Source organism: Nocardiopsis sp. NPDC006198, assembly GCF_040613895.1.
In the GTDB taxonomy this organism is placed as follows: Bacteria; Actinomycetota; Actinomycetes; order Streptosporangiales; family Streptosporangiaceae; genus Nocardiopsis; species Nocardiopsis tropica.
Genome location: NZ_JBEXSY010000040.1, coordinates 14,294 through 29,454, shown reverse-complemented (window position 1 = coordinate 29,454; position 15,161 = coordinate 14,294). Strand labels below are relative to the sequence as shown.

Genomic DNA, 15,161 nt, shown 5'->3' with positions numbered 1-15,161 from the left:
ACCGAGCACGAGAAGGTTTCATGACCGGCGAGCACACCCCGTCGTCCCCCGCACTCGAACTGCTTCCCGCCGTGGACGTGGCGGGCGGGCAGGCCGTCCAGCTCGTCCAGGGCAAGGCCGGTTCGGGGGGCCAGTACGGCGACCCCTTCGAGGCCGCCACGGCCTGGCAGAACGCCGGGGCCGAGTGGATCCACCTGGTGGACCTGGACGCCGCGTTCGGGCGCGGACACAACCGCGACCTGCTGCGCGACATCGTGGGACGCCTGGACGTCAAGGTGGAGATGTCCGGCGGCATCCGCGACGACGAGTCGCTGGCCGCCGCGCTGTCCACCGGGTGCCGCCGGGTCAACATCGGCACCGCGGCCCTGGAGAACCCGGAGTGGTGCGCCAGGATCATCGCCGAGCACGGCGACCGGATCGCGATCGGCCTGGACGTGCGCGGCACGACCCTGGCCGCGCGCGGCTGGACCCGGGACGGCGGCGACCTGTTCGCGACCCTGGACCGGCTGGAGTCGGAGGGCTGCGCCCGGTACGTCGTCACCGACGTCAACAAGGACGGCACCCTCAAGGGCCCCAACCTGGACCTGCTGCGCACCGTGTGCGAGCGCACCGACAAGCCGGTGGTCGCCAGCGGCGGCGTGTCCAGCCTGGACGACCTGAGGGCCATCGCCACCCTGGTCCCGCTGGGGGTGGAGGGCGCCATCATGGGCACCGCGCTGTACGAGGGCGCGTTCACCCTGGAGGACGCCCTGGCTGCGGTGCGCGACGCCGAGGACGTGGTCCGGTGAGCCTGGCCGTGCGCGTCATCCCCTGTCTGGACGTGGACGCCGGGCGGGTGGTCAAGGGCGTCAACTTCGAGAACCTGCGCGACGCGGGCGACCCGGTGGAGCTCGCCCACGGCTACGACGCGGCCGGCGCGGACGAGCTCACCTTCCTCGACGTCACCGCCTCCAGCGGCGACCGGGAGACCACCTACGACGTGGTCCGCCGCACCGCCGACCAGGTGTTCATCCCGCTGACCGTGGGCGGCGGGGTGCGCACCGCCGACGACGTCGACCTCCTGCTGCGGGCGGGCGCGGACAAGGTGGGCGTCAACACGGCCGCCATCGCCCGGCCCGAGCTCATCGAGGAGATCGCCGAGCGCTTCGGCCGCCAGGTCCTGGTGCTCTCCGCCGACGTGCGCCGGGTGCGCGAGGGCGACCGGCCGACCCCCAGCGGGTTCGAGGTCACCACCCACGGCGGCCGCCGCGGGACCGGGATCGACGCCCTGGAGTGGTGCGAGCGCGCCGCCGGGCTGGGCGCGGGGGAGATCCTGCTCAACTCGATGGACGCCGACGGCACCAGGGCCGGCTTCGACCTGGAGCTGATCCGCGGGGCGCGGGCCCGGGTGGACGTGCCCCTGATCGCCTCCGGCGGCGCGGGGGCGGTCGAGCACTTCGTCCCGGCGGTGGAGGCGGGCGCGGACGCGGTGCTGGCCGCGACGGTCTTCCACTTCGGCGAGTTCACCGTCGCCGACGTCAAGCGGAGCCTGCGCGAGGCGGGCCACGCGGTGCGCTGAGGGATTCCGGCAGGTGGAGGTGCACGAGGTCCCCGGGACGAGTACGTCCCGGGGACCTTGCGCGTCCGTATGACGACACGTAGTCGTTTCCGTGTGGCGTTGCCTCGACACGCCGATGCTTCGTGTGAGCATGATCCCCGTAGTGCCCATTACCCACGGGGGAAGGACCTTTTTTCGCATGTTTCCGCACTTCTTTGGTGGTTTTGGTAGGCGTTTCGTCTCCCTGATCGCCGCCTCCGCGGTCGCCGCCACCGCCGTCGTCGCCACCGCTCCCGCGGCCTCCGCCGACAACCTCAACCGCACCTCCGAGCAGGTCGTCGCCCAGATCGAGGCCGAGGCGTGGCCGTACTACGTGAGGGGCGACCGGTCGGTCGACATCGCGGCCGCACGCAAGCTGCTCGCCCACCACGGCTACCGCTCGGACAGCACCACCTCGCGGTTCTTCAACCTCAGCCTCGAGAACACGGTCAAGCGCTACCAGCGGGACAACCCGAACGACCTCGTCGAGACCGGGGCGCTCGACGAGGAGACCTGGCTGCTGCTGCGCGAGCGCACCTTCGGCGAGTACGGCCCGGGCACCCGCGGACTCGTCGTCGAGGCGATCCAGGTCCTCCTCAAGGAGAAGGGGATCGCCTCCGGGCTCGCCGTGGACGGCCAGTACGGCCCCGCCACCGAGCGGGCGGTCCGCGCCGCGCAGCGCGAGTTCGGCATCGGGGTCGACGGCATCACCGGCCGCCTGACCTTCCGCGCGCTGGTCACCTACCAGGTCGCGGCCCAGTAGTACCCGGCGGTCGGAGGACGGCCGCTCCGACCGCCACGGCGCCCGGACCACCCCGGTGGACCGGGCGCCCCGTCGACCACCCCACCCGGCGTGCGCCGGCCACCGCACGCGGCCCCCTCCGTCCGCCCCGGGGCCCGGGCGCCGTCCCCCGCCCCCCGGGCGCTCCCGCGACCGCCGGACCCTCCCGGCCGGAATAGCCCCGGCGCGAACCGCGCTGAAACAATCCGGTGGAACCTTGTCGGTTCCGCTGGATAGGTTGGCTCGACACACGCACCCACGTCCCCTTCGGCATGCCCGGAGGGCGTCGGCGCGTGAGGGGCCGGGCCGTGCCGGCGGGACCGGCAGGCAGACGAACGGGGGGCGTATGGCGCAGGGCACCAGCACGAGGGATCCGGGGACCGGGGAGGGCTCCGCACCACCGGAGGAGCCCGTCGGCGGCGCCGGGACCGGCGACCGCGCCGCGGACACCGCCGGCGCCGGGATCTTCGGCCGGGGCATGCGCGTCCTGTGGGTCGCCGCGCGCACCGAACCGTGGATCTTCCTCGCCGCCGTCGCCGGAGCCATGCTGCACGCCGGCGTCACCGTCGGCTCGGCCTCCGTCCTCGGCCACCTCACCGACACCACCATCCTCCCCGCCTTCGCCCGGGGCAGCACCACCGCGGCCGCGCTCGCCACCGCCGCCGGACTGCTCCTCGCGGTCGGCCTGGGCAAGGCCGTCGGCATCGCCATGCGCCGCATGCTCGCCGCCCTCATGCAGTTCCGCATGCAGGCCCGCTACCGCCGCGCCGTCGCCCGCAAGTACCTCGAACTCCCGCTCTCCTGGCACCACCGCCACCCCACCGGCCAGCTGCTCTCCAACGCCAACGCCGACGTCGAGGCCGCCTGGCAGCCGCTCGCCCCGCTGCCCATGGCCGTCGGCAGCGTGTTCATGCTCGTCATCGCCGCGGTGGCCATGCTCGTCACCGACCCCGTGCTCGCCCTGGTCGCCTTCGTCGTCTTCCCCGTCCTGGCCGCCGCCAACGTCGTCTTCCAGCGCCGCGTCTCACCCATGGCCTCCCGGGCCCAGGCCCTGCGCGCCGAGGTCAGCGGCGTCGCCCACGAGTCCTTCGACGGCGCCCTCGTCGTCAAGACCCTCGGCAGGGAGGACACCGAGACCGAGCGCTTCACCCGGTCCGCGCACAGCCTCCGCGACGCCCTCATCCAGGTCGGCCGCATGCGCTCCATGTTCGACCCGGTCATGGAGGCGCTGCCCAACTTCGGCGTGCTCGCCGTCCTGCTCCTCGGCATGTGGCGGCTCTCCACCGGAGCCATCGACCCCGGCGACCTCGTCCAGATCGCCTTCCTCTTCACCCTCCTGGCCCTGCCGATCCGCTCCTTCGGGTGGATCCTCGGCGACCTGCCCCGCAGCGTCGTCGGCTGGGACCGCGTCCAGTCCGTCCTCGGATCCGGCGGCACCATGGAGCACGGCGACCGGACCCTGGAGGACAGCCCCCGCGGCATCGCCCTGAGCGCCCGCGGCGTCACCTTCTCCTACGCCGACTCCTACGACGCCGACGGCGGCGGCCGCGACCTGATGGACGACGGGGAATCCACCGCCCGCACCACCGTCCTCAACGGTGTGGACCTGGACATCGCCCCCGGCCGCACCGTCGCCCTCGTCGGCCCCACCGGCTCGGGCAAGTCCACGCTCACCACCCTGCTCATGCGCCTCGTCGACCCCGACACGGGCCACATTCGCCTCGACGGCGTCGACGTCCGCGACCTCGCCCGCGGCCAGGTCTCCGGGCACGCCGCCCTCGTGCCCCAGGGCACCTTCGTGTTCGAGGACACGGTCCGCGACAACATCACCCTCGGCGCCGACATCGACGACGAGCAGGTGTGGGCCGCCCTGCGCCTGGCCCGCGCCGACGGCTTCATCGGCGAACTCGACGGCGGCCTCGACGCCCCGCTCGGGGAGAAGGGCACCACCCTGTCCGGCGGCCAGCGCCAGCGCCTCGCCCTGGCCCGCGCCGTCGTCCGGCGGCCCCGGCTGCTGATCATGGACGACGCCACCTCCGCCGTCGACCCGCAGGTCGAGGCCCAGATCCTCGCCGGGCTGCGCGCACGCGACGACGCCGCCACCGTGGTCGTCGTCGCCTACCGGCGCGCCACCATCGAACTCGCCGACGAGGTCGTCTACATGGAACGGGGCCGCGTCCTGGCCCGCGGCACCCACGACGAACTCCTCACCGCCTCACCCGGCTACACCAGGCTGGTCACCGCGTACGAACGGGCCTCCGCCGAGGGCGAGGCCGAACGCGAACCCCTCCCCGAGGAACCCGGACCACTCGAACCCGCCCCGCCCGCCACCGCGCACGGCGACCACGCCACCGAGGAGACGAGCCGATGAGCGCCCCCGCCCAGACCCGCGCCGACCAGCGGCCCGAACCGGACCCCGGGCGTGAGGCCGGCGACGCCGCCGACCCGCTCCTCTCCCTGCACCGCTCCACCGACACCGCCATGGGCACGGTCCGGCGCGGCCTGCGGCTCTCCCCGGAGTTCGCCAAGGGCCTCTGGCTCACCCTGGTGTTCGCCGTCGTCGCCACCGGCGGCAAGATCGTCGTCCCCGTCGCCGTCCAGCAGATCATCGACAACGGGCTCTCCGGCCCGGAGGGCCCCGACCTCGCCTTCGTCGCCCGCATGGTGGCCGTCTGCGCCGGACTCCTCGTGGTCACCATGGTCGCGTCCTACCTGATGAACCTGCGCCTGTACCGGGCCACCGAGTCCGGCCTGGCCACCCTGCGCCGCAAGGCGTTCCGGCACGTCCACGACCTGTCCGTGCTCACCCAGAACAGCGAGCGCAAGGGCGCCCTGGTCTCCCGCGTCACCAGCGACGTCGACCAGATCAGCACCTTCATGCAGTGGGGCGGCCTGCTCCTGCTCGTCAGCGCCGGCCAGCTCCTCGTCGCCACCGCCCTCATGGCGGTCTACTCCTGGCAGCTCACCATCGTGGTGTGGGTCTGCGTGCTGCCGCTGCTGTTCGGCGTCCGCTGGCTCCAGAAGCACCTGTCCTCGGCGTACATGAAGGTCCGCGAGAACACCGGCGACATGCTCGGCGTCATCGGCGAGACCGTCATGGGCGCGGCCGTCATCCGCGCCCACGGCACCGAGAAGCGCACCGCGGAGCGGATCGACTCCACCGTGACCAGGACCCGGCGCTCCCAGGTCCGCGCCCAGCGGCTGGCCATGGCGGTCTCACCCTTCGCCGAGATCGTCTCCGCGGTCGGCAACGCGGCCGTGGTCCTCGTCGGCGTCTGGCTCGGCCTGGGCGGCGACCTGACCGCCGGACAGCTCATCGCCTTCCTGTTCCTGCTGACCCTGTTCATCCAGCCCATGATGATGGCGACCGAGATCTTCAACGAGGCCCAGAACGCCATCGCCGGATGGCGCAGGGTCCTGGGCGTCCTGGACACCGCACCCGACATCGCCGACCCCGGGGAGGCCGGCAAGGTCCTGCCCCGCGGCCCGGTCCGGGTCACCTTCGACGACGTCACCTACTCCTACCCCGACGGCCCCGTCGTCCTGGACGACGTCGCCGTCGAGATCACCCCGGGCACCCGGGTCGCGGTCGTGGGGGAGACGGGCTCGGGCAAGACCACCTTCGTCAAACTCCTCACCAGGCTCATGGACCCCGCCAGGGGCACCGTGCGCCTCGACGGCGCCGACCTGCGCGAGGTGGCCTTCTCCTCCCTGCGCAGCCGCGTCGTCATGGTCCCGCAGGAGGGCTTCCTCTTCGACAGCTCCCTGGGCGACAACATCCGCTTCGCCCGCCCCGAGAGCACCGACGCCGAGCTGGAGGCAGCCGTCACCGAACTCGGTCTCTCCGAGTGGCTCGACTCCCTCGCGCACGGCCTGGACACACCGGTCGGACAGCGCGGAGAGTCCCTGTCGGCGGGGGAGCGGCAGCTCGTCGCCCTCGTGCGCGCCTACGTCGCCGACCCCGACCTGCTCGTCCTCGACGAGGCCACGTCGGCCGTGGACCCCCACACCGAGGTCCGCATCCAGCGGGCCCTGGACCGGCTCACCCGGGGACGCACCTCCGTGGCCATCGCACACCGCCTGTCCACCGCCGAGGCGGCCGACCGGGTACTGGTCTTCGACGACGGCCGCATCGTCCAGAGCGGGTCGCACGCCGAACTCGTCGCGCGGCCCGGCGTGTACGCCGACCTGTACGCCTCCTGGGTCAGCTCCTCGGCCTGACCCCGCCACCGTCCGTCAGCGGCGGGACGCCCTCCACCAGTGGGCGGCCAGCAGCTCCGCCACCAGCGGCTCCACCAGCAGGCTCACATCCGGGTCGGAGTCGCCCGGGTAGCGGACGGTCAGCTCCGCCCCCGGCACGCGCTCGTGCCCGGGGGTGGGGCCCACGGCCACGAACGTGCCGCGCAGGTGCCCCAGGTGCTCGGCGAACCGCTCGTCGTAGGCCGACCCCGCGAACAGCAGCGCCCGGTAGTCCGTCACGGCCGCCAGGTAGCGGTCCGTGTGCGACCACTCGCCGGTCTCGCACGCGTACGCCGCCCGCACCGGACCCTTGCGCAGGGCCTGGACGCCCTGCGAGGCCGACGCCATCCGCTCGTCCGGCGCCACCAGGTGCACGCCGTGCGGCGACTCCAGGATCCGCGCCGCCTCGGGCACCCACTCCGGGGCACTCGCCAGCAGCGACTTCGCGGCGTTGGCCGCCCGGCGCAGCAGCCCCGGGAAGTTCTGGCTGCTCCCGGACACAGGGGCGCCCAGGCGGTGGCCCAGCAGCAGGAGCAGCGCCAGCGCGTGCTGGTAGGCCCGGCAGGCCAGGCCGCTCTCCTCCTCGCCCGCGTGCAGCGGCACCAGCAGGTCCGCGTAGTGCCCCACCACCAGGTCCGCGGACGGGGCCAGCACGATCACCGGTGACCGCGCGACGTACCGGTCCAGCACCGTGTACAGCTCCCTCTGGCCGCCGCCCAGGGACACCGCCACCACCAGCGTCTCCGGGCCGGCGGGCGGCTGCTCCGCGGACGAGGAGCGGTCCGCGCTCGCCGCGATGCCCGCGCGCCGCAGCCGGGCCGCCGCCACCTCGCAGGCGTAACGGGCCGAACCCAGGCCCACGAACCGCACGGCGGCGGGCTCGTCGGCCAGGAGCGCGGGCAGCGCGGCGTAGGGGTCCCACCGGGGGAAGCGGGTGGCGAGCGAGGTCAGCGCTGCGGGCTTGCCCGCCAGGTCGGCGGACAGGGTCTCGGCGGTCACGGAACTCCCAGGGTGGAGACGGCGGACGGAAGGGGCGGGGGAGCGCGGCGGGCGCCGGGGGCGGCCCGCGGCACCCGAACCGGGAGGACGCACGAACTCTAACCGCCCCGGACGAACGCCCCCAAGGGGACGCCCCGAGCTCGGTCCCGCTGGGCACGACCCGGTGCGGACCGCTGGACGGCCGGCCATAACCTGGAGGACATGAGCGTCACCAGCCTCGACCCGGCCATCGCCGCCCGACTCAAGCGGACCGCGGACGGCCTCGTCCCCGCCGTCGTCCAGCAGCACGACACCGGGGAGGTGCTCATGCTCGCCTGGATGGACGACGAGGCGCTGCACCGCACCCTCACGACCCGCGCCGCCACCTACTGGTCGCGCAGCCGCAACGAGTACTGGGTCAAGGGAGCCACGTCGGGCCACACCCAGCGTGTGGTGTCGGTCGCACTGGACTGCGACGGCGACACGCTCCTGGTCCGCGTCGACCAGGAGGGCGCCGCCTGCCACACGGGCGACCGCACGTGCTTCGACGCCGGGGAACTGCTGTGAGCTCCCCCACGACCTCCCCCCGCGTCCGGCGCGAGTACGGCGCCACCATGCTCGGCCTGGCCGCCGGCGCCGGACTCCTCCTCGCCGCCGCCGGACAGCAGTGGGCGACCGGCCAGCTCACGGCGCCCGGACCGGTCCCGCCGGTCCCCGTCGCACTCACCGGGGCCGACCTGACCGGCGCGCCCAGCGGCATCGGGTGGGCCGGCCTGGCCGGCATCGCGGGCCTGTACGCCACACGCGGATGGGCCCGGCGGCTCGTCGGCGCCCTCGTCGCCGCGGGAGGCGTCCTCGCCCTGACCTCCGTGTGGGGAGCAACACGGCCCGACGCCCTCATGGAGGCCGTGGCGAAGAACGCCACCGACGCCGCGGGCACTGCCCAGGTGGCGGCGGCGCCCCACCTGGCCGCGCTCGGCCCCGCCATGGCCGCGGGAGGCGCCGTCCTCCTGGTCCTCGCCGGGCTCCTGTCCGCGGTACGAGCCCCTGCCTGGCCGGGCATGGGCACCCGGTACGATCGGGACGCCGCACCGCGCGCGACCCGGGCCGAGACACCTGCCGACCTGTGGAAATCGCTGGATGCCGGTGACGATCCCACACTCGACGCCCCCGACGGCGGCCGGTCCGAGGACCCCGCCGGTCCCGGGGACGCCGCCGAACCCGCACCGCTGGCAGCACGGCCAGCCGAACCGAAGGAGAACCACTGATGGCCGACGAACACCACGACGACCACGGCAACACCGTTTCCGCCTGGTTCCTCACCATCTCCTGGATCGTGGCATGGACCGTGGCGGCCGTCGCCATCATCCTCGGCGGCGACCTGGTGACGTGGACCCTCATCGGTCTCGGCCTCAGCATCGTCCTGGCCGTCATCGCCGGCGTCATGAAGAAGGTCGGCCTCGGCCGCAAGGAGCCGCGCCCCTACCCGCAGACCCGTGAGGCGTGGGAAGCCGCCCAGAAGGTCTCGGCCACGGCGGGCAATAACTGACTCCCCTCCGCGAAACCGCAGCTCACAACGAGTGAGTAACGGAAAATGGACGAAGGTCCCATGGGGCAGGTAGATTCACCACACCGGACCTGCCAAACGTGTCGTCGCCTGTCGGCTGATGTCCCCTCTGTCTGGCATCATTCGTTTCTGCCCGTGACGTACGCGTTCCGGTGACCCGATCCTGCCCCATGTCGGGCCGGTGTGTTCTCCACACCGTGCGAAATCCCTTGTCCTCTTTCTGAAAGTTGTACGACCATGAGCTACGGTCCCCCTCCCCCCGGCAACCCCGGCCCGCCCCCCGGCGGCGGCTACGGGCCTCCCGGAGGCGGTTACGGCGCCCCCGGCGGCACCCCGCCCGACAACGGCCTCACCTGGGCGATCGTCGCCGTCTTCTGCTGCTGGCCCCTCGCCATCCCGGCGATCATCAACGCGACCAAGGTCAACGACCTGTGGAACCGCGGCGACCAGGCCGGCGCGATGCAGGCCCAGGCCCAGGCGAAGAAGTTCACGAAGCTCGCCTTCATCCTCGGCAGCATCGCCTACGTGCTGAGCATCGGCTTCTACATCGTGAGCACCGTGCTCCTCGTTGCGTCAACGCCCACGTACTACTAGTCGGCACCCGCACCGAGCACGTGTCTGCCCCCGTGCGCCCTGTGGCCACGGGGGCAGAACCCTGTCCTCCCCGAACCCGTAGGCTGGTCCCGTGCACCCAAGCGAACCACCCGAGACCGCCGGGCCCGAGACGCCTGCCGCGCCCTCGTGGACCCAGCGCGTCGAACACCGGCTCAGGGCCCTGCCCCCGGTCGTGTGGCCCGTCGGCCTGGGTGTCCTCGGCCTGACCGGGGCCACGCTCCTGCACTTCGTGGACCCCAACGAGCCCGGCAACTACCCCACGTGCCCGTGGCTGCTGCTCACCGGCACGTTCTGCCCCGGCTGCGGCAGCATGCGCGCGATCGCCCTGGCCACGCACGGCGACTTCCTCGGCGCCATCAGCATGAACCCCCTGCTGGTGCTCCTGCTCCCCTACATCGCGGTGACCTACACGCTGTGGCTGGTCAGGACGGTCCGACCGCCCACGAAGCCGCCCAAGCTCACCCCGGGCTGGTTCCTGTGGCTGCTCCTGATCGTCATCACCGCCCACTGGATCCTGCGCAACCTGCCCTGGTTCTCCTTCCTCGCCCCGGGAACACCGCTGTTCCCCGGCTGGTAGCCAGAACCAGAAGGGCACTTCCGCCGTCTGAGCGGATGAGCGCCACGACCCCCTGTACGAGTCAACGCACCACACACACGTCCTGGAAGGTTGGACCCCTATGAGCTACGGACCTCCCACCGGCGGCTACGGCCCGCCCAGCGGTGGCTACGGCCCGCCCGCGGGCTACGGAGGCGCGCCGGGGTACGGAGGCCCGCCCGCGGGCGGACCGCCCAAGAACTACCTGATGTTCAACATCCTGGGCATCTTCGGGTGCACCGTGGTCGGCATCATCGGCCTGATCTTCGCGCTCCAGGTCAACAGCAAGTGGGAGTCGGGTGACTACGCGGGAGCCCAGTCCTCCGCGCAGGTCGCCAAGATCATGGGGATCATCGGCCTGGTCGGATTCATCTGCGTCGTCCTCTACCTGCTCTTCGTCCTCCTGATGTTCATCGTCGCCTTCGGCGCCGCGGCCACGTACTGAGGCAGGCATCCCGGCCCACGGCAGCGCGTGCCGCCGCGAGCGGCACGACGAGCGGTGCTCGGGACACGGCGCCCCTGTCCCCGGTCTCCGGGGCAGGGGCGCCGACGAACGCGCGGCGCCCCGGCAAGGAAGAAGACCGGCCGTCCCGGCCGCCCATCGGCGCCACGGGCCCGGACGGGCGGAACGCCGGTGAGGGCCGTGCCCGACAGGCGGAGCCGGGGACGAGCCGGCCCGCCGACATCCCCCACGAGAGCGGAACCCGACATGAGCTACGACGCCCTGCCCCCCGGCGGCCACGGTCCCCCCGGGGGATACGGCCCTCCAGGGGGCTACGGCACACCCGGCGGATACGGTCCTCCCTCCGGCTACGGAGGCGTACCGGGCCACGGCGGCCCGCCTCCCGGCGACCCGCCCAAGAACCACCTGGCCATGAACATCCTGGGCATCATCAGCTGCTTTCCGGTGATCGGCATCATCGGCCTGATCTTCGCCGTCATGGTCAACAGCCAGTGGACCTCCGGCGACTACCGGGGCGCCGAGACCTCGTCCAAGATCGCCAAGGTCATGGGCATCATCGGCGTGGTGCTCTTCGTCCCGGCGGCCCTCTACATCCTCTTCATGATCGTGATGATGGTCGGCCTCTTCCTCTCGGAGATCTGATTCCGGCGCGGCGGCACGCGCCGCCGGGACACCTCCTGACACAAGCGGACACAACCACCCCTCCCACCTGGTCCCCCGGAGAACCCGGGGGACCAGGTGGGGGGTGGCGGCCCCCCGGCCCCCGAAGGTCGATACGATGACCAGCAACACGGTGCGCCGGCGGTGCGTCCGGGCACGCCGCGCGGGCGGCCCGCCCGCCGGAGCCACCACCGTGACAGACCACTGCACGAGGGAGCGGTAACTGGTGAGCGTGCTCGACGAGATCCTCGACGGAGTACGCGCCGACCTGGCGAAGCGGCAGGAGGCGCTGCCCCTGGACCGCCTCAAGGCCCAGGCCGAGTCGGCGCCCACCCCGCAGGACGCCGAAGCCGCCCTGCGCCGTCCCGGCGTCCACGTGATCGCCGAGGTCAAGCGGGCGAGCCCCTCCAAGGGACCGCTCGCGACCATCACCGACCCCGCCGCACTGGCCCGCGACTACGAGGCCGGGGGCGCCGCGCTCATCAGCGTCCTCACCGAGGAGCGCCGCTTCAAGGGCAGCCTCGACGACCTCCGGGCGGTCCACCAGGCCGTCGACACCCCGCTCCTGCGCAAGGACTTCGTGGTCAGCTCCTACCAGCTGTGGGAGGCCCGCGTCTTCGGCGCCTCCGCCGTCCTCCTCATCGTCGCGGCGCTGCCCCAGGAGGCACTGGTCTCCCTGGTCGAGCGCGCCCGCTCCCTGGGGCTCATGCCCCTGGTCGAGGTCCACGACGAGGACGAGGTGACCCGGGCCGTCGACGCCGGCGCCACCGTCATCGGCGTCAACGCGCGCAACCTCAAGACCCTGGAGGTCGACCGGGACACCTTCTCCCGGATCGCCCCCGGCATCCCCTCCGACGTCGTCAAGATCGCCGAGTCCGGAGTCCGCGGCCCGCACGACCTGCTGGCCTACGCCGGCGCCGGCGCCGGAGCGGTCCTCGTCGGCGAGAGCCTCGTCCGCGGTCGGAACCCGCGCGAGGCCGTGGCTGACCTGGTGACCGCGGGAGCACACCCCGCCCTGCGTGACCGGAACTAGGGGACGAACAGCACGATGGGACAGACGACGCCAGGGACGGTCGCGGTGACGGCACACCCCGGCCTCCGATGGCGATGGCTCTAGGGAACCCGCAGGCATGAGCCGCGGGTTCCCGACGCCGCGTCGACCCACCGGTCCGAACGCGCCGCCGGAACCAGGCGGCGCGCAGCCGGTCGACGCGCGGACCCCCGCGGCCGTACGCCCGGGGGAAGAGCCGCCGTCGGCCCCTTCCCAGGAGAACGTCCCAATGAGCCATGCTGGATCACTGCCCGACCACGGCGGGCACTACGGCCGCTTCGGGGGCCGCTTCGCCCCCGAGGCGCTCATCGCCGCCCTCGACGAGGTCGAGGCGGAGTGGGAGAAGGCCAAGAACGACCCCGCCTACCAGGCCGAACTGGCCGCGCTGCTGAAGGACTACACCGGCCGCCCCAGCGCCCTCAGCGAGGCCCGCAACTTCTCCGAGCACTGCGGCGGCGCCCGCGTCCTCCTCAAGCGCGAGGACCTCAACCACACCGGCTCGCACAAGATCAACAACGTGCTCGGCCAGGCCCTGCTCACCCGGCGCATGGGCAAGACCCGCGTCATCGCCGAGACCGGAGCCGGACAGCACGGCGTGGCCACCGCCACCGCCTGCGCCCTCCTGGGCCTGGAATGCGTCATCTACATGGGGGAGGAGGACACCCGGCGCCAGGCGCTCAACGTCGCCCGCATGCGCATGCTCGGCGCCGAGGTCGTCCCCGTCACCATCGGCAGCCGCACCCTCAAGGACGCCATCAACGAGGCGTTCCGCGACTGGGTCGCCAACGTGGACCGCACCCACTACCTCTTCGGCACCGTCGCCGGGCCCCACCCCTTCCCCAAGCTGGTGCGCGACCTGCACTTCGTCGTCGGGGAGGAGGCCCGCGCCCAGGTCCTGGAGAGGGTCGGCAGGCTCCCCGACGCGGTCGCCGCCTGCGTGGGCGGCGGCTCCAACGCCATGGCGGTCTTCGCCGCGTTCATCCCCGACGAGAGCGTCGCCCTGTACGGCTTCGAGGCCGGGGGGGACGGTGCGGACACCCCCCGCACCGCCGCATCGATCACCGCGGGCAGCCCCGGGGTCTTCCACGGGGCGCGCACGTTCGTGCTCCAGGACGAGTTCGGCCAGACCCTGCCCAGCCACTCCATCTCGGCGGGGCTCGACTACCCGGCGGTCGGCCCCGAGCACGCCTACCTCGCCGACACCGGCCGGGCGAGCTACGAGCCGATCACCGACGCGGAGGCCATGGAGGCGTTCCGCCTGCTGTGCCGCACCGAGGGCATCATCCCGGCGATCGAGAGCGCCCACGCCCTGGCCGGTGCCCGCAAGCTCGGCGAGCGCCTCGGCCCGGACGCCGTCATCCTGGTGAACCTCTCCGGGCGCGGGGACAAGGACGTCGACACCGCGGCCGCGTACTTCGGACTCGTCGACACGGAGGGACAGGCGTGATGACCGCGACGACGCTGCAGACCAAGCTGGCCGAGGCCCGCGAGGCGGGCCGGGCGGCCCTGATCGGCTACCTCCCCGCGGGGTTCCCGGACCCGGACTCCTCCGTCCGGGTGATCCAGGCCATGGTGGAGGGGGGCTGCGACGTCATCGAGGTCGGCCTGCCCTACTCCGACCCGATGATGGACGGCCCCACCATCCAGAGGGCCGCGGACCGGGCCCTGGCGGCCGGAACCACCACCGAGGACGTGTTCCGCGTCGTGGAGGCCACCGCCGCCACGGGCGCCGCCGCCGTGGTCATGTCGTACTGGAACCCGATCGAGCGCTACGGGGTGGAGCGCTTCGCCGCGAACCTCGCCAAGGCGGGCGGGGCCGGGGTGATCACCCCCGACCTCATCCCCGAGGAGGCGGGGGCGTGGACGGCCGCCTCCGAGGCGTCCGGCCTGGACCGGATCTTCCTGGTCGCGCCCTCCTCCACCGACCGCCGCCTCGCCATGACCACCGCGGCGTGCAGCGGGTTCGTGTACGCGGCCTCGCTGATGGGCGTGACCGGCACCCGCACGCAGGTCGCCGACACCGCCGCGACGCTGGTGCGGCGCACCCGCGAGGTGACCCGCGACTCCGGCCTGCCGGTCTGCGTGGGCCTGGGGATCTCCACGGCCGCCCAGGCGGCCGAGGTGGCCGCCTACGCCGACGGCGTCATCGTCGGCGCGGGGTTCTGCCAGCGGATCCTGGACGCCCCGGACCTGGAGACCGGTCTCACCGCCGTCCGCTCCTTCGCCGAGGAGCTCGCGGGGGGCGTCCGCGACAGGTAGGGCCCGGTGTGCTCCGCGGGCCCCCTCCGCCCGGGACGCGCGGCCCGCCCGCGGGACCGGGGCCGTGTTCGCACGGGACCTCCGGCCACGGCGGTCGCGGCATAGGTCACCGGCCGGGGAGACCTGTGGCACCGGCGTCGGGCCGTCCCCTCGGGGGCGGCCCGACGCTCTTCCCGCCTGGTCAAAAGCAGGGTTAAGAGGGTGAGAATCGGGTGAGAGGCCCCTGCCGGAACCCCTGAAACGCCCCCACCGGGGCCGTCCCGGTGATGTGATGGCGGTGTCGCGGATTCCTGGGGCGCCTGCCGCTGCGTCCGGGGTTCCGGCCGCAGCGTCACGGACTCACCACAGTCAGTAGGATGTGACGCGATACGTAGAGC

General features: G+C 73.1%; 16 protein-coding genes. 15 read left to right on the top strand and 1 reads right to left on the bottom strand.

Annotated features, from left to right (window positions below):
- The first annotated feature begins 20 nt into the window (after positions 1 to 20).
- The 5 genes from priA to ABZ234_RS23310 all read left to right on the top strand — a co-directional run bounded on the left by priA (position 21) and on the right by ABZ234_RS23310 (position 6,578).
- Positions 21 to 788: a bifunctional 1-(5-phosphoribosyl)-5-((5-phosphoribosylamino)methylideneamino)imidazole-4-carboxamide isomerase/phosphoribosylanthranilate isomerase PriA gene (gene priA, locus ABZ234_RS23330; RefSeq protein WP_344181745.1), complete on the top strand. Its 768-nt coding sequence runs from the start codon at positions 21 to 23 to the stop codon at positions 786 to 788.
- A complete protein-coding gene (gene hisF, locus ABZ234_RS23325; RefSeq protein WP_267945778.1) occupies positions 785 to 1,558 on the top strand; it encodes an imidazole glycerol phosphate synthase subunit HisF in 774 nt (257 codons plus the stop codon). The genes priA and hisF overlap by 4 nt, the downstream gene beginning before the upstream one ends.
- A gap of 178 nt (positions 1,559 to 1,736) precedes the next feature.
- Complete coding sequence (locus tag ABZ234_RS23320; RefSeq protein WP_267945777.1) at positions 1,737 to 2,339, top strand: peptidoglycan-binding protein; 603 nt, start codon at positions 1,737 to 1,739, stop codon at positions 2,337 to 2,339.
- Positions 2,340 to 2,703: 364 nt separating this feature from the next.
- Entirely contained in the window at positions 2,704 to 4,728 is a 2,025-nt protein-coding gene (locus tag ABZ234_RS23315; protein WP_355013443.1) for an ABC transporter ATP-binding protein, read from the top strand.
- Positions 4,725 to 6,578 carry an ABC transporter ATP-binding protein gene (locus ABZ234_RS23310; protein ID WP_355013442.1) on the top strand — a complete coding sequence of 618 codons (1,854 nt, stop codon included), beginning with the start codon at positions 4,725 to 4,727 and terminating at the stop codon, positions 6,576 to 6,578. The genes ABZ234_RS23315 and ABZ234_RS23310 overlap by 4 nt, the downstream gene beginning before the upstream one ends.
- Before the next feature lie 15 nt (positions 6,579 to 6,593).
- Here ABZ234_RS23310 and ABZ234_RS23305 read toward each other — a convergent pair whose 3' ends face one another.
- On the bottom strand, positions 6,594 to 7,595 hold the full coding sequence (locus ABZ234_RS23305) for a sugar isomerase (RefSeq protein WP_267945774.1): 1,002 nt from the start codon (positions 7,593 to 7,595) through the stop codon (positions 6,594 to 6,596).
- 201 nt (positions 7,596 to 7,796) lie between these two features.
- On the opposite strand from ABZ234_RS23305, the gene hisI reads away from it, so the two are divergent.
- The 10 genes from hisI (at position 7,797) to trpA (ending at position 14,784) form a co-directional block, all read left to right on the top strand.
- Positions 7,797 to 8,141, top strand: coding sequence for a phosphoribosyl-AMP cyclohydrolase (gene hisI, locus ABZ234_RS23300; RefSeq protein ID WP_267945773.1), 345 nt, complete (start codon positions 7,797 to 7,799; stop codon positions 8,139 to 8,141).
- A 47-nt stretch (positions 8,142 to 8,188) separates the two neighbouring features.
- Positions 8,189 to 8,842, top strand: coding sequence for a Trp biosynthesis-associated membrane protein (locus ABZ234_RS23295; RefSeq protein ID WP_355013459.1), 654 nt, complete (start codon positions 8,189 to 8,191; stop codon positions 8,840 to 8,842).
- Entirely contained in the window at positions 8,842 to 9,123 is a 282-nt protein-coding gene (locus tag ABZ234_RS23290; RefSeq protein WP_355013441.1) for an HGxxPAAW family protein, read from the top strand. Before ABZ234_RS23295 ends, ABZ234_RS23290 begins: the two co-directional genes overlap by 1 nt.
- Before the next feature lie 255 nt (positions 9,124 to 9,378).
- The gene (locus ABZ234_RS23285) at positions 9,379 to 9,735 is read left to right on the top strand and encodes a CD225/dispanin family protein (protein ID WP_267945770.1); all 357 of its coding nucleotides are present in this window, start codon (positions 9,379 to 9,381) and stop codon (positions 9,733 to 9,735) included.
- Between the two features lie 91 nt (positions 9,736 to 9,826).
- Positions 9,827 to 10,333 carry a DUF2752 domain-containing protein gene (locus ABZ234_RS23280; protein ID WP_344181734.1) on the top strand — a complete coding sequence of 169 codons (507 nt, stop codon included), beginning with the start codon at positions 9,827 to 9,829 and terminating at the stop codon, positions 10,331 to 10,333.
- A 100-nt stretch (positions 10,334 to 10,433) separates the two neighbouring features.
- Entirely contained in the window at positions 10,434 to 10,796 is a 363-nt protein-coding gene (locus ABZ234_RS23275; protein ID WP_344181732.1) for a CD225/dispanin family protein, read from the top strand.
- Positions 10,797 to 11,060: 264 nt separating this feature from the next.
- Positions 11,061 to 11,456, top strand: coding sequence for a CD225/dispanin family protein (locus ABZ234_RS23270; RefSeq protein ID WP_355013440.1), 396 nt, complete (start codon positions 11,061 to 11,063; stop codon positions 11,454 to 11,456).
- Positions 11,457 to 11,700: 244 nt separating this feature from the next.
- Positions 11,701 to 12,507, top strand: coding sequence for an indole-3-glycerol phosphate synthase TrpC (trpC, locus tag ABZ234_RS23265; protein WP_267945766.1), 807 nt, complete (start codon positions 11,701 to 11,703; stop codon positions 12,505 to 12,507).
- A gap of 247 nt (positions 12,508 to 12,754) precedes the next feature.
- Positions 12,755 to 13,972 carry a tryptophan synthase subunit beta gene (gene trpB, locus ABZ234_RS23260; protein ID WP_355013439.1) on the top strand — a complete coding sequence of 406 codons (1,218 nt, stop codon included), beginning with the start codon at positions 12,755 to 12,757 and terminating at the stop codon, positions 13,970 to 13,972.
- Positions 13,972 to 14,784: a tryptophan synthase subunit alpha gene (gene trpA / locus ABZ234_RS23255; protein ID WP_355013438.1), complete on the top strand. Its 813-nt coding sequence runs from the start codon at positions 13,972 to 13,974 to the stop codon at positions 14,782 to 14,784. The genes trpB and trpA overlap by 1 nt, the downstream gene beginning before the upstream one ends.
- Positions 14,785 to 15,161 lie beyond the last annotated feature (377 nt).

Coding starts and splice junctions, on each gene's coding strand:
- priA (WP_344181745.1), top strand. CDS start 21: ATGACCGGCGAGCACACCCCGTCGTCCCCCGCACTCGAACTGCTTCCC.
- ABZ234_RS23320 (WP_267945777.1), top strand. CDS start 1,737: ATGTTTCCGCACTTCTTTGGTGGTTTTGGTAGGCGTTTCGTCTCCCTG.
- ABZ234_RS23315 (WP_355013443.1), top strand. CDS start 2,704: ATGGCGCAGGGCACCAGCACGAGGGATCCGGGGACCGGGGAGGGCTCC.
- ABZ234_RS23310 (WP_355013442.1), top strand. CDS start 4,725: ATGAGCGCCCCCGCCCAGACCCGCGCCGACCAGCGGCCCGAACCGGAC.
- hisI (WP_267945773.1), top strand. CDS start 7,797: ATGAGCGTCACCAGCCTCGACCCGGCCATCGCCGCCCGACTCAAGCGG.
- ABZ234_RS23295 (WP_355013459.1), top strand. CDS start 8,189: ATGCTCGGCCTGGCCGCCGGCGCCGGACTCCTCCTCGCCGCCGCCGGA.
- ABZ234_RS23290 (WP_355013441.1), top strand. CDS start 8,842: ATGGCCGACGAACACCACGACGACCACGGCAACACCGTTTCCGCCTGG.
- ABZ234_RS23285 (WP_267945770.1), top strand. CDS start 9,379: ATGAGCTACGGTCCCCCTCCCCCCGGCAACCCCGGCCCGCCCCCCGGC.
- ABZ234_RS23275 (WP_344181732.1), top strand. CDS start 10,434: ATGAGCTACGGACCTCCCACCGGCGGCTACGGCCCGCCCAGCGGTGGC.
- ABZ234_RS23270 (WP_355013440.1), top strand. CDS start 11,061: ATGAGCTACGACGCCCTGCCCCCCGGCGGCCACGGTCCCCCCGGGGGA.
- trpB (WP_355013439.1), top strand. CDS start 12,755: ATGAGCCATGCTGGATCACTGCCCGACCACGGCGGGCACTACGGCCGC.
- trpA (WP_355013438.1), top strand. CDS start 13,972: ATGACCGCGACGACGCTGCAGACCAAGCTGGCCGAGGCCCGCGAGGCG.